Raw genomic sequence first — 13276 nt, forward strand, 5'->3', positions numbered from 1 at the left:
TGCCAAAACCAACTTAATAGCAACAAATATATCACAACGTCGGCAACCACCGCCCGCAGTGCGGGTCGCCGTTGAAATAACTTTCTGCTAACAGATTGATTTTTAGCCACTGCTCGGCAATTATCAAAGTTCGCATCCCTTTGCCTTGAGGAAAACCCAATGTCTCAGCCGATTGCCGAACTCTATACCGATGCCGAATTTTTCAGCCCCTATGCCATGTCGGCGTTTATTACCCTGACGGAGAAAGGCATTCCCTTTACCGTTAAACCGGTCGACCTGTCACAGGGAGAAAACAAAGCGGCAAGCTATGCAGCGCTGTCATTGACACGCAGAGTCCCTGCGCTGGTGATCGGTGAGTTTCAACTCTCGGAGTCCTCGGCCATTGATGAATATCTCGATGAGATCCACCCGGCTCACCCGGTGTATCCGCGCGACGTTAAACAACGCGCCAAGGCCCGGGAAGTCCAGGCATGGCTACGCAGCGATCTGCAGAACCTTCGCGCCGAACGCTCGACCGAGGCCGTTTTCGGCAAAGGCAAGTTTCCCCCGCTGTCCGCCGCCGCACAGGCTGACGCCAACAAGCTGATCGCCGCCGTCGAAAAAATGCTGAGCCACGGCCAGGATAATCTATTCAGGGAATGGTGCATTGCCGATACCGATCTGGCATTGATGCTCAATCGGCTGGTGATACACGGTGATGCGGTGCCGGAAAACATTCGCCACTATGCACAGAAACAGTGGCAACGTCCTTCGGTGCAGGCCTGGTTGGCACTGCCGGAGAAAATGCGCGGCTAAAAAAACCGGCGGCCACGACGCCGCCGTTCTCAATTATCGAGAAACAACATCACTTCTTGAGGGAAGGCAATTCACCATCCAGAGGGCAGATAGCCGAACAGCGACGCAATGGCATACACCGCACTGCCCAGGTACAGCAATATGATGCTTACCTGCAACAACGGGTGAGTGATCCAGCTGCACTGCCAGCGTGGCGTCTGGTCACCGTGCTTGCGCGCCCCGCGCAGGATCAGCATCGGCATAATCGACAGGATCACCCCGCTGAATACCCCGGCGAAATACAGTGCGTTAACGAATGACACCAGCCCGCTGTAAGCCAGCGCGAACGGCGGCAATACCACCAGCATCAGCACGCCAAAACGGCGCAGCGGCTGTTCGTCATTACCCAGTCTGAACTGGTCGAAAATATTGGTCAGGAAGCTGCCGCCCAGCCCCCAGTAAGAAGTCAGCATCGCGCACAGGGCAAAAATGTTGGCGGAGAAGAACGCCCATTGCCCCAACGCCTGGCCCCATGAAATGGTCGCCACATCAGTGATGCCATCCAATCCACTGAGAGCAATGACCGACATCGGCACCGCCGCCAGCAACACAAAGGTCACCGCCATACCGACCATAATCGCCTTGGGCAGTTGTTCTGGTTTGTCCGAAAAACCGCGCGCCATTTCCGGCACGATATACTGCGCCGAGAAGCAGAACACCACCACGTTGAAGACCGGCACCATAAAGCGCCAGTCACCGTCCAGCAGGTTGCGCATCTGAGTGGTGTCTTTGAGCAGCGTGGCGGCCACCAGCGCGGTCAGCATCACCACCATGCCAATGCTGATAAACTTTTCGCCACGGCCAATCGCCTTCAGCCCCAAGTACAATACCCCCGCCGCCGGCACGAAAAACAGCAGGCTACCGATCGCCGGAGAGATACCAAACAGGGATTGCAGCAGTTTACCGCTGCCGGTCATATAGGCGGTCAGCGCCCCGACGCTGTTGACGCAGACCGAAGCAAACATCAGCCAGGCACCGATACCGCCGACATAACGTTTCGCCAGCCCGCTTAATTGCAGGTGAGCACGGGTGCGCAGAGTGGATTCGGCGACGTAAAGCATGGTGATAGTGGTCAGGCTGCCCACCAGCACCAGCCAGAACAACAGCGGTAAAAAACCGGCCTTGCTGGAAGCGTAAGCGATAGACAGCACGCCGGCGCCAATGTTGGTGCCGACAATCATCGCCACCCCTTCGAGGAAACTCAGTGATTTGGCGGGTGCAGGCTTTCGCACCCCGGCGCTAAGCGCCGGAGAAATAGAGGTATTATCAGCAGACATGCAGCATCCTTTGTCTCCCGGCGGTGCGAGCCACCGGGAGAGGTTAATTTCCCAGTGGTTAACAGCTCACATCGATACACAGGTATTTCAACTCCAGATATTCTTCAATCCCGTAACGCGATCCTTCACGCCCGAGCCCTGATTGTTTCACGCCACCAAACGGCGCCACCTCGTTGGAAATCAGCCCGGTATTGATGCCGACCATGCCGTATTCCAACGCTTCCGGGACACGCCACTGGCGCGAGGCGTTCTGCGTGAACAGATAGGCAGCCAGACCGAATTCGGTATCGTTGGCCATGGCGATGGCTTCCGCCTCATCATGGAAACGGAACAACGGCGCCACCGGGCCAAAGGTTTCTTCTTTGGCGAAACGCATTTTCTGCGTCACGCCGGTCACTACCGTGGGCTGGAAGAAGGTACGCCCCAGCGCGTGTGGCTGACCGCCAATAGCGATCTGCGCACCTTTGATCAACGCATCGTCGATGTGGCTTTGTACTTTTTCCACCGCATCCTGGTCGATCAGTGGGCCCTGAGTGGTGCCCTCCTGGCTGCCGTCGCCGACTTTCAGTTGCTCGACCGCCGCCACCAGCTTGTCCACCAGACGGTCATAGATGCCGTCCTGCACATAGATGCGGTTGGCGCAGACGCAGGTCTGGCCGCTGTTGCGGAATTTGGAGGCCATAATGCCGGCGACTGCCGCGTCCAGGTTGGCGTCGTCGAACACGATCACCGGCGCATTGCCGCCCAGTTCCAACGACAGTTTTTTGATGGTTGGTGCGCACTGCGCCATCAGGATCCGGCCGACCTCGGTCGAACCGGTAAAACTCAGTTTGCGCACCACCGGGCTGTCACACAGCATCTTGCCCACCTGAGCGGCATCACCGGTGACAATCTGCAATACGCCAGCAGGAATGCCGGCATCCTGCGCCAGCTTGCCTAACGCCAGCGCGGTCAGCGGCGTTTGTTCGGCCGGTTTAACGATAATCGCGCAGCCTGCCGCCAGCGCCGGCGCGACCTTGCGGGTGATCATCGCCGCCGGGAAGTTCCACGGGGTGATCGCCGCACAAACGCCAATCGGTTGCTTGACCACCACCAGGCGCTGTGAGGCCAGTGGCGCCTGCAATACCGCACCGTCGACCCGTTTGGCCTCTTCGGCAAACCAGGTGATAAACGAAGCGGCATAGGCCACTTCACCACGCGCTTCCGCCAATGACTTGCCCTGCTCAGCGGTCATCAGCTGCGCCAAATCTTCTTGCGCTGCCAGTACCTTGTCGGCCCAGGCCAGCAGCAGTGCGGAACGTTGCTTGGCGGTCAGTTGCTTCCAGCCTTGCTGCGCCACCTGTGCCGCGTTAATCGCCTGCTGGGTTTCTTCGCCGCTGACCAGCGGAATACTGGCCAGTTCGACGCCGGTTGCCGGGTTGATCACCGCTTCACGCTTGCCGCTCAGCGCATCGCACCACTCACCGTTAATCAGGCACTGGCTACGCAGCAGCTCGGGATTATTCAATTTCATTGCCGATCACTCCTTATTGGGCCAGCGCGCGGGAAAGAATGCCCAGCGCCTTGGTGAACTGGTCTTCCGGAATGGTCAGCGGATACAGGAAACGGATCACGTTGCCGTTGACGCCGCAGCTCAGCAACAGCAGGCCCTCTGCCAGCGCTTTTTGCTGTACCTGACGGGTAATCTCCGCCGAAGGCTTGCCGGTCGCCGGATCGTTAAACTCCACTGCCACCATCGAACCTTGCGCGCGGATATCCACGATCGCCTTGCTGGTCTGGCGCGCCTGCTGCAGCACCTCCACCAGATGCTGCCCCAGGCGCTGCGAACGCTGGCACAGTTGCTCTTCTTCAATCACTTCCAACACCGCCAACGCTGCCGCCACCGCCAGCGGGTTACCGGCATAGGTGCCACCCAGCCCACCCGGTGCTGGAGCATCCATCACTTCGGCACGCCCGGCCACCGCCGACAGCGGCATACCGCCCGCCAGGCTTTTCGCCATGGTGATTAGATCGGGTTTCACGCTGTAATGCTCCATGGCAAACAATTTGCCGGTACGGGCAAAACCGGTCTGCACTTCGTCAGCAATCAGCAGAATGCCGTGCTCGTCACACAGCGTGCGCAGCGCTTGCATAAACTCGACCGGTGCGATGTTGAAACCGCCCTCACCCTGCACCGGCTCCAGCACAATAGCCGCAACCTGCTTGGGATCGATATCCGCTTTAAAAATACGTTCCAGGCTGTTCATCGCGTCTTCGGTGGTCACGCCGTACAGCGCATTTGGGTACTGACCGTGGAACACCGAACCGGGGAATGGCCCGAAGCCCAGTTTGTAAGGAGCCACTTTGCCGGTCAGCGCCATGGTCATATAGGTACGGCCGTGGAAACCGCCGCCAAAGGTGATAAGACCTGGACGACCGGTATGAGCACGAGCAATTTTGACGGCGTTCTCTACCGCTTCGGCACCGGTGGTGAAGAATGCGGTTTTACATGGGCCTTCGATTGGTGCGCGCTGATTGATCCGCTCCGCCAGCGTAACGTAGCTTTCGTAAGGAACAATTTGGTAAGCGGTGTGGGTGAAGGCCTTCAGTTGCTTTTCAATCGCGGCGATCACCTTCGGGTGACGGTGCCCGGTATTCAACACCGCAATACCAGAGGCGAAATCGATAACTTCATTACCTTCGACATCCCACAGCGTGGCGTTCTCTGCACGCTCTGCGTAAAAACCACACATCACGCCTACCCCACGCGGGGTGGCATCCTGACGACGTTGATTCAATTCTGCGTTTTTCATGTTGTTCTCTCCGGTCGATGAGCGATGCCAGTTGTACGTTTCGTTCACATTCGTGAAACAATGGCGTTTATTTACACAGGATGTGGCCCTATAATCGAGAGCCAGTTACGATTAATTGAGGGATCCAATTGCGCTCACTGAGTGGTGACCTGTTATTGCAGCGTCTCGGCGAACAGCCCGATGATAAGCTGCATAAACGGCTCTATAATGCGATCCGTACCAGCATTCTGGACGGTAGCCTGCCGCCCTCCAGCCGCCTGCCCGCCTCACGCGATTTAGCGCAGGAGCTTAGCCTTTCACGTAACACGGTTTTAACCGTTTATGAACAATTGCTGGCAGAAGGATATGTTCTAGCGCGCGCCGGAAGTGGCACATTCGTCGCCGAAACCGTGCCGGACAGTTGTTTATCCACTGCCAGTGCTCCTGCTGGCAGTGATGGGGTGCAACGAGGTATTGAACTGTCAGAGCGCGGTGCCGCTCTGTTGCATCACGCCAGCGCCAGCCCCAAACAATGGGGCGCGTTTATCCCCGGCGTGCCCGATGTAAATGCCTTCCCTCATCAGTTATTCAGCAAGATCCAGGCACGCATTAGCCGTCGCCCAGCCCCGCAGAAACTGACCTACAGCAACCAGGGCGGCAGCCCGGAACTGCAACATGCACTGGTGGATTATCTGCGTGTGGCGCGTTCGGTACGCTGTTCGCCGGAGCAGATTCTGATTACCGAGGGCATCCATCAGGCGATAGATCTGGTGACGCGGCTGCTGTGCAATCCGGGCGACGATGCCTGGATTGAAGAGCCGGGCTATTGGGGGATCCGCAATATCCTGCGAATGAACGACGTGAATATCTGCCCGCTGGAAGTTGATGAAGCCGGCATGGTGCCACCGGAGCAGCCCAGCGGCGCACCACGGTTGATATTTGTCACCCCGTCGCACCAATATCCGCTGGGATCGGTGATGAGCCTGGCGCGGCGACAACGCTTGCTGGCACTGGCACGCAACGGCGGCAGTTGGATCGTTGAGGATGACTACGACAGTGAATTCCGCTTTTCCGGCCAGCCGATCCCGGCATTGCAGGGGCTGGAAGCCGACGCACCGGTGATCTATATCGGCACCTTCAGTAAAACGCTGTACCCGGCGCTACGGCTGGGCTACGTGGTGTTGCCAAAGCCGCTGGTCGCGGCGTTGAAAACCGCCCATGCCGAGCTGTACCGCGGCGGTCATCTGCTGATCCAGACCGCATTGGCGCAGTTTATTCAGGAAGGCCATTACACCGCACATATCCGTCGCATGCGGCTGCTGTATGCCCGCCGCCGGGCGTTTCTGACCGCATTGATCGAGCAGCATCTGGGCAAGCAGGCGTTGAGCGAGTTCAACAACAACGCCGGCCTGCACCTGATCCTAAACCTGCCGGACGAGGCGGACGACGTGGCTATCGCCGCCGCCGCCAACGAACGCGGCGTGCTGGTGCGGCCGCTGTCGCGTTACTACATGCTGCCCAACCATCGCCGTGGCCTGCTGATGGGGTTTGCCTGCGTGCCAGAAGAACAAATGGCCGCCGCCTTTACCCTGCTGCTGGAATGCATCCGTCCCTGAGCGCTGTTTTGTTTTCCATCAAAGGCTCTGCAATTGCCACCCTTCCTGCCGCCATTGCAAACGGTGGGTCAATTTCAACGCCTGCAAAAACGCTTCATCATGGGAGACCACCAGCATCGCGCCGGGAAAACTGGCCAATGCGGCCTCGATCGCCAGTGACGATGCCAGATCCAGGTGGTTGGTCGGCTCATCCAGCAGCAGCAACTGCGCCGGTTCCTGCCGCCACAGCATGCAGGCCAGCGCCGCTTTCAGCCGTTCCCCTCCACTCAGCGCCGCCAACGGTAACAGCACGCGTTCGGCATTTAACTGCAACTGCGCCAACTGGCTGCGCATCCTGCCTTCATTTAGCGGCGAATCCTGCAGGCCAAGATGCTCAACCACCGAGAGCGACAGATTGAGCTGCGAAAGATTTTGATCGAGATAAGCCGTCGGTAGCAAGCAATGGCAACGACCGGCTTTGGCGGCCAACTGCCCGAGGATCACCTTCAGCAAGGTCGTTTTACCGCAGCCGTTCGGGCCGGTTAACGCCACGCGCATCGGGCCATCGATGCGTAAATCCAGCGGCGGCATAGTGATAAAGGGCAGTTGCAGTTGTTCCAGCACCAGTACCTGTTTGCCCGCCGCCACTGCACTGCCTGGCAGAGTCAACATCACCGGGCTGTCTTCCTCCACCCGCTGCCAGGCTTCACGCACTGCGGCATCGAGGGAGCCTTTCTGCTCCTGATGCTGCTTGCGCAGCGTACCCAAACTCTCTTTGGCCGCCGCCTTGTAGGCCACGCGTTCAAAGGAGGCAATATTCAGCGTATCGACGGTTTTCAGCGTCTGCGCAGAGCGCCGTTGGCTGATGTCATGTTCTTTCTGCTGCCGGGCGCGGGTGCGTCGACGTTCCTGACGCGCATGTTCCAGTCCGGCACGCGCAGCCTGCTGCTCCAGATCACGCTGGTGACGATAATCATCATAATTACCGCCGTAGCTGTGCAGTGCGCCGGGCGTCAATTCGACAATGCGCTGCATACGCGCCAGCAGTTGCCGATCGTGGCTGGCAACCAGCAAGCCGCCACGCCAGTTTTCCAACTGCTGATACAGCCAGTCGCGGGCGCGGGTATCAAGGTGGTTGGTCGGTTCGTCCAGTAGCAGGAAGTCCGCCTCACCGAGCATCGCCCCGCACAAGGCGGCACGCATCCGTTCACCGCCGCTCAGATCGCTCGCTGGCCGTTGCGGATCGAACGGCGGCAATCCGGCGGAGGTAAAAGCGGCCTGCAGACGATCGCTGAGATCCCATTGCCCTTCCAGACGATCGATATCGTCCGCCTGCGGTCGTCCCTGCTCAAGACGGGCCAACGCGGCAAAGGTCTCGCCGTAGCCGAGCAGCTGCGCCAGCGTAGTCCGCGGTGCGAGATCCGGCTGCTGCGCCACGTAGGCCAGTGAAGCATGGGATTCAACATGGCCGTTACCCGGCAAGTCCAGCCCGGCAATCAGCCGTAGCAGACGCGTTTTGCCGACGCCGTTGCGCCCAACCAGGCCGCAGCGTTGTTGATCGAAAGTCAGATCCAATGGGCCGAACAGCGTTTCGCCGTCAGCAAACTGGCAGCTCAGTTGATGTAAAACAAGATGAGGGGACTGCGCAAAATGAGCCATAAGCACTCCTGAATGAGATCAAAACATCCCCACAAGGCACAGATGTGCGCAACGTGGGACAAGATATCAGCAGGCGTGTGTGTTCATTTTCGGTAATGGCTCCGCAGAGAGAAGGTATTTCAACGCGCAAATGCTAACCGATTTGCTGTTCACGATGCAAACAGCAATAAAGATTCATGACATCTATCACATTCAGCGCAATGCAGGTTCCCAACCGCAGTGAAGACGGCTAGATTTATCTCATCCGACCACTTGGTCGTACATAATAATAACGATGAAAGACGCGATGGAGACTGCAATGAGCAATTACCCACACCTGCTGGCGCCGCTGGATCTCGGCTTCACTACCCTGAAAAATCGGGTGCTGATGGGATCGATGCACACCGGCCTGGAAGAACTGCCCAATGGCCCCGAGCGCATGGCCGCTTTCTATGCCGAACGCGCGGCGGCCGGCGTGGCGCTAATCGTCACCGGCGGGATCGCCCCCAATGAAAAGGGCGTGGTGTATCGCGGCGGCTCCACCCTCAGTCAACCACAGCAGGTCAGCCACCACCGCATCGTCACCGAGGCCGTTCATCAGGCCGGCGGTAAAATTGCGCTGCAGATCCTGCATGCCGGTCGCTACAGTTATCAGCCGCAGCCGGTCGCCCCCTCCGCGCTGCAGGCACCGATCAATCCCTTCGCTCCCACTGCGCTGAGCGAGGCGGAGATCGTGCAGACCATCGCCGACTTCGCCCAGTGTGCGGCACTGGCGCAGCAGGCCGGTTACGATGGCGTCGAGGTGATGGGTTCCGAAGGTTATCTGATCAACCAATTTCTGGTGTCGCGCACCAACCAGCGCGACGACCAATGGGGCGGCAGCTTCAGCAACCGCATGCGTTTTGCCGTGGAGATCGTCCGGGCGGTGCGGCAGGCGGTCGGCAGCGATTTCATTCTGATTTACCGCCTTTCGATGCTGGATCTGGTGGAAGACGGTTCCAGCTGGCAGGAGATCGAACAGTTGGCGCTGGCAGTTGAGCAGGCTGGTGCAACCATCATCAACACAGGTATCGGCTGGCATGAGGCGCGTATTCCGACCATCGCTACCATGGTGCCACGTGCCGGTTTCAGTTGGGTAACTCGTAAGCTGATGGGCAAAGTGCGCATTCCGCTGATCACCACCAACCGCATTAACGATCCGGCCGTTGCCGAGCAGGTGCTGGCAGACGGCTGCGCCGATATGGTGTCGATGGCCCGTCCGTTCCTGGCCGACGCCGCCTTTGTGCAAAAGGCCGCCGAAGGTCGCGCCGACGAAATCAATACCTGTATTGGCTGTAACCAGGCCTGCCTCGACCAGATTTTTGAAGGCAAACTCACCTCTTGCCTGGTTAACCCACGCGCCTGCCGCGAAACCGAAATGCCACTGGTTCCGGCAGAAAAACCGAAGAAACTGGCGGTGATCGGCGCCGGGCCAGCCGGGCTGGCCTTTGCCACCACCGCCGCCAGCCGTGGCCACCGGGTGACGCTGTTCGACGCTGCCGACCAGATTGGCGGCCAGTTCAATATTGCCAAACAGATCCCCGGCAAAGAGGAATTCCATGAAACCCTGCGCTACTTCCGCCGCCAATTGGCGCTGCTGGAGGTAACGCTGAAACTGGGTACCTGGGTGACGGCGGCCGACCTGGCAGAATTTGACGAAGTGATCCTCGCCTGCGGCATCGTGCCGCGTACCCCGGAGATCCCTGGCATCGATAACGCCAGGGTCTTGACCTATCTGGACGTACTGCGCGACAAAAAACCGGTCGGCCAACGGGTGGCGATTATCGGTGCCGGCGGTATCGGCTTTGACACCGCCGAGTACCTCAGCCAGCACGGCGTGTCGAGCAGTCTGGATCAGGCGGAGTTTAACCGTGAATGGGGTATCGACAACCAGCTTAACCATCGCGGCGGTCTGGCAGCCGAAGGGCCTGTGGCGACGCACGCGGCTCGGCAGATTTATCTGCTGCAACGCAAGACCAGCAAAGTGGGTGAAGGCCTGGGGAAAACCACCGGTTGGATCCACCGCACCAGTCTGGCGATGCGCGGCGTAAAAATGCTCAACAGCGTGAATTATCAACGTATTGATGATGAAGGCCTGCATATTTCACGGGCCGAGCAGGAAAGTTGTCTGCCGGTAGACACGGTGATTATCTGCGCCGGGCAGGAACCACGCCGCGAGCTGCAACAACCGCTGCTGGATATGGGCAAAACGGTGCACTTGATTGGCGGAGCGGACGTGGCCGCCGAACTGGATGCCCGCCGCGCTATCGATCAGGGCACGCGGCTGGCGATGGCGCTGTAAAAAATTGCCACTATAGTGGCAAAAAACACCTATATATAACCTTAATTGCTATAATAGTAGCAATTAAGGTTGTCATAGGTGCACCATGATTTCCCTACATACTCCCTACGATACGCAACTCGCCCTGCAGGATTACCTGAAGCAATTGCGTAAACGCCGTAAATTATCAGTCGCCGCCTTGGCTAAAATTTCTGGCGTCCCTAATAGTACCATCCGCAAGTTTGAAGCCGACGGCAATATCTCATTGCGTCAGTTCCTGATGCTCTATGACGCTCTTGGTGATCTGAATGAACTTCATCAACTGACCAGAACCCGCAATAGACCGCAAACTATTGAGGAGGTATTGAAAAATGCTTGATATTCCTCTGCTGGTAAAACGTCGCCTGAGCGATGGCAATGTACAAAATGTGGGGCAACTGGCAGAAAATGCCACCGGTGTTTATTTCCGTTACGACGAAAGCTATTTAGCCTCGCATCAGAGTTCACTTTCCCCCTTCAATTTGCCCTGGGATAACTTTTTGCATCAGGCACCAAAACAGCCGCATTACGGGTTACAGGGTGTTTTTGCCGATAGCCTGCCGGATGGTTGGGGGCTTTATTTGATGGATCGTGTATTTCGACAAAATGGCTACAATCCCAGAACAATTAGCGTATTGGAAAGGTTGGCCTTCACCGGTGAACGTGGGTTTGGTGCTTTGTTTTATGAGCCTGACTTGCCATTATCCCATCAGGAGAACAATCAAGATTTAACCTTGATAACACTGGGGAATGAGGCCGTTAAGGAGTTTGAAGGGACGGAGTCACACCTGATTGCTCATTTGATGGATGCCGGGGGATCGGGGGGCGCGCGGCCAAAATTAAGCGTCACTCGCTTAGCTGATGGTACTTTTTCTAGCCAACAGGATGCTGTCGGCAAGAAGCTTTTGGTAAAGCTAACCTCCGAGAAATTTGCCCTTGGGCATCGTGAAAGCCAGATCGAATACGTTTATATGACGATGGCGCGGCAAGCCGGTATTGAAGTCGCAGACTTTACTTTGATCGATATTGGCAAAGACCGTCATTGGCTTGAGCAAGAACGCTTTGACTGCGTGGGTGACCATGGCCGTCGGCACATGATTTCTGCCAGCGGATTATTGGATGCCCCTTTTCGTGAGCCTTCATTGGATTATGTCGATCTGATTAAAGCGACCCGAATACTCTGCGGTGTGGAAGAAGCCAGAAAATTACTACGCCGAGCCCTGTTCAATTATCTGACGGTAAATCAGGACGACCACGCCAAAAACTTTGCTTTTCTGGCGGATGATCAAGACAACTGGCGGCTATCCCCCTGTTATGACATCGTTTATAGCCCTTCGCCTTATGGTCAGCATATGACGGCTTTTAACGGTAACGGTTCGAAAATCACCGCATCAGCAATGACGATGATGGCCGGGCAGGCCGGTTTGGCCAACGCCAAGGCCGTAATGAATGTGGCCGAAGAAATTTACAGCGTGGTAAGCCATTTCCAACAACAGGCTAATACGGTCGGGTTACCAACCGCATTAGCCAAAGAGATTCAACGAGATATTGATGGGAAATGGCTGACTCTACGCTCCGCCAATCAGTAACGTGCGCCGGATTTCACCGCTTTGAGGATCACGAACTTCTTGTTGGATGCGATCAGGGTGCAGTTACCGAACAAACGCTTCAGCTTCTGGTGGTAATCCAGATGGCGGTTGCCGACAATGCGCAGCTCGCCACCCACCTGCAGGCAACGCTTGGCGTCGCAGAACATCTGCCAGGCGGTATGATCGGTGATCGCATGCTGCTGGTGGAACGGTGGGTTACACAGCACCGCCTGCACGCTTTCACGCTCAATCCCCGCCAGCGAGTTGTTCACTTCAAACTGGCAACGATCCATATCCTGCGGCAGGTTATGCTCCACGTTCAGTTCACTGGAGGCCACCGCCATATAGGACTCATCAACAAAGCTCACCTGGGCTTGCGGGTTCTGCATCAATGCGGCCATGCCGATGACACCGTTACCGCAGCCGAGATCGATAATGTGGCCTTCAATGTCATGCGGCAGATGATCCAGGAACAGGCGTGCGCCGATATCCAGGTTGCTGCGTGAGAACACGTTGGCATGGTTGTGGATCACCCAATCGGTGCCGTCCAGCACCCAGTTGGTGGTTACCGGCGCTGCCGGTGGCACGATGTCTGCGACTTCACAGTGGATCAACCGCGCTTTCTTCCATGCCAGGCTGGTGCGAGTGGGGCCGAGCACCTTTTCAAACAGCTGCATGGTAGAGGTATGCACGTCGCGCGCTTTGGCCCCGGCGATGATCACCGTGTCCGGTGCCACTACATCACGCAGCGCACGCAGCTGCTGTTCCAGCAGTGCCAGCGCTTTAGGAATGCGGATCAGCACCACCGCCGGTGACGCAGGCAATTCGGCCAGGGTGTCCAGCAGCGTAACCTGCAGCGGATCCAATTCATTGAGCTTCAGGTTATGGCGCGTGGCCAACTGGCTCATGTAAGAATCGCTGATGCTGTAAGGCTGATGGCTGTGCAGCGCACAGGCCAGCGTGCCGAAGTTGTCGTTGAAAATCAGCACCGGACGATCGCCAATGTTTACATTTTCAAGCTGTTGCAGCAGATATTCGTCCGCCGCTTCCCACGCCTGTAGTTGGGTGGATTCTTCCTGTTGGGGATAACGCTCCAGCTCAAGTTGCTGTGTTCCCAGATCGAGTTGGCTCATTGCCCCTCCTGACTGATAAAATTTGGGCTGTTTATCCCCTAAAAACGTCCGCCAGTAAAATGTTTTTTCGGATAAATTGC

General features: G+C 57.3%; 10 protein-coding genes. 5 read left to right on the plus strand and 5 right to left on the minus strand.

Going from position 1 to position 13276, the window contains the following annotated elements:
• Window positions 1-159 precede the first annotated feature (159 nt).
• A complete protein-coding gene (gene yfcF / locus SERS4_RS0122260; protein WP_017894109.1) occupies window positions 160-795 on the plus strand; it encodes a glutathione transferase in 636 nt (211 codons plus the stop codon).
• Between the two features lie 71 nt (window positions 796-866).
• On the opposite strand, the gene SERS4_RS0122265 is transcribed toward yfcF, so the two are convergent.
• The 3 genes from SERS4_RS0122265 to SERS4_RS0122275 are packed head-to-tail and all read right to left on the minus strand — an operon-like array spanning window position 867 to window position 4903.
• A complete protein-coding gene (locus SERS4_RS0122265; RefSeq protein ID WP_017894110.1) occupies window positions 867-2111 on the minus strand; it encodes an amino acid permease in 1245 nt (414 codons plus the stop codon).
• 58 nt (window positions 2112-2169) lie between these two features.
• Window positions 2170-3624 (minus strand): NAD-dependent succinate-semialdehyde dehydrogenase, encoded by a 1455-nt coding sequence (locus tag SERS4_RS0122270; RefSeq protein WP_017894111.1) that lies wholly within the window; start codon window positions 3622-3624, stop codon window positions 2170-2172.
• 13 nt (window positions 3625-3637) lie between these two features.
• Complete coding sequence (locus SERS4_RS0122275) at window positions 3638-4903, minus strand: 4-aminobutyrate--2-oxoglutarate transaminase (RefSeq protein ID WP_017894112.1); 1266 nt, start codon at window positions 4901-4903, stop codon at window positions 3638-3640.
• A 128-nt stretch (window positions 4904-5031) separates the two neighbouring features.
• Here SERS4_RS0122275 and SERS4_RS0122280 point away from each other — a divergent pair, with 128 nt between their 5' ends.
• Window positions 5032-6498 (plus strand): PLP-dependent aminotransferase family protein, encoded by a 1467-nt coding sequence (locus tag SERS4_RS0122280; RefSeq protein WP_017894113.1) that lies wholly within the window; start codon window positions 5032-5034, stop codon window positions 6496-6498.
• An 18-nt stretch (window positions 6499-6516) separates the two neighbouring features.
• Here SERS4_RS0122280 and SERS4_RS0122285 read toward each other — a convergent pair whose 3' ends face one another.
• Complete coding sequence (locus tag SERS4_RS0122285) at window positions 6517-8136, minus strand: ABC-F family ATP-binding cassette domain-containing protein (RefSeq protein WP_017894114.1); 1620 nt, start codon at window positions 8134-8136, stop codon at window positions 6517-6519.
• Window positions 8137-8434: 298 nt separating this feature from the next.
• Here SERS4_RS0122285 and SERS4_RS0122290 point away from each other — a divergent pair, with 298 nt between their 5' ends.
• The 3 genes from SERS4_RS0122290 to SERS4_RS0122300 all read left to right on the plus strand — a co-directional run bounded on the left by SERS4_RS0122290 (window position 8435) and on the right by SERS4_RS0122300 (window position 12063).
• Complete coding sequence (locus tag SERS4_RS0122290; RefSeq protein ID WP_017894115.1) at window positions 8435-10456, plus strand: NADPH-dependent 2,4-dienoyl-CoA reductase; 2022 nt, start codon at window positions 8435-8437, stop codon at window positions 10454-10456.
• A gap of 85 nt (window positions 10457-10541) precedes the next feature.
• Window positions 10542-10814 carry a helix-turn-helix domain-containing protein gene (locus SERS4_RS0122295; RefSeq protein WP_012147007.1) on the plus strand — a complete coding sequence of 91 codons (273 nt, stop codon included), beginning with the start codon at window positions 10542-10544 and terminating at the stop codon, window positions 10812-10814.
• Window positions 10807-12063, plus strand: coding sequence for a type II toxin-antitoxin system HipA family toxin (locus tag SERS4_RS0122300; RefSeq protein WP_017894116.1), 1257 nt, complete (start codon window positions 10807-10809; stop codon window positions 12061-12063). Before SERS4_RS0122295 ends, SERS4_RS0122300 begins: the two co-directional genes overlap by 8 nt.
• On the opposite strand, the gene rlmG is transcribed toward SERS4_RS0122300, so the two are convergent.
• Window positions 12057-13196: a 23S rRNA (guanine(1835)-N(2))-methyltransferase RlmG gene (gene rlmG, locus SERS4_RS0122305; protein WP_017894117.1), complete on the minus strand. Its 1140-nt coding sequence runs from the start codon at window positions 13194-13196 to the stop codon at window positions 12057-12059. The genes SERS4_RS0122300 and rlmG overlap by 7 nt on opposite strands.
• Window positions 13197-13276: the final 80 nt, after the last annotated feature.

This window comes from Serratia sp. S4 (genome assembly GCF_000347995.1).
In the GTDB taxonomy this organism is placed as follows: domain Bacteria; phylum Pseudomonadota; class Gammaproteobacteria; order Enterobacterales; family Enterobacteriaceae; genus Serratia; species Serratia quinivorans.

What these genes read in the sequence shown, in the direction of transcription:
- SERS4_RS0122295 (WP_012147007.1), top strand. Translation starts at nt 10,542, where the DNA reads ATGATTTCCCTACATACTCCCTACGATACGCAACTCGCCCTGCAGGAT.
- SERS4_RS0122300 (WP_017894116.1), top strand. Translation starts at nt 10,807, where the DNA reads ATGCTTGATATTCCTCTGCTGGTAAAACGTCGCCTGAGCGATGGCAAT.
- SERS4_RS0122285 (WP_017894114.1), bottom strand. Translation starts at nt 8,136, where the DNA reads ATGGCTCATTTTGCGCAGTCCCCTCATCTTGTTTTACATCAACTGAGC.
- SERS4_RS0122270 (WP_017894111.1), bottom strand. Translation starts at nt 3,624, where the DNA reads ATGAAATTGAATAATCCCGAGCTGCTGCGTAGCCAGTGCCTGATTAAC.
- rlmG (WP_017894117.1), bottom strand. Translation starts at nt 13,196, where the DNA reads ATGAGCCAACTCGATCTGGGAACACAGCAACTTGAGCTGGAGCGTTAT.
- yfcF (WP_017894109.1), top strand. Translation starts at nt 160, where the DNA reads ATGTCTCAGCCGATTGCCGAACTCTATACCGATGCCGAATTTTTCAGC.
- SERS4_RS0122265 (WP_017894110.1), bottom strand. Translation starts at nt 2,111, where the DNA reads ATGTCTGCTGATAATACCTCTATTTCTCCGGCGCTTAGCGCCGGGGTG.
- SERS4_RS0122290 (WP_017894115.1), top strand. Translation starts at nt 8,435, where the DNA reads ATGAGCAATTACCCACACCTGCTGGCGCCGCTGGATCTCGGCTTCACT.
- SERS4_RS0122275 (WP_017894112.1), bottom strand. Translation starts at nt 4,903, where the DNA reads ATGAAAAACGCAGAATTGAATCAACGTCGTCAGGATGCCACCCCGCGT.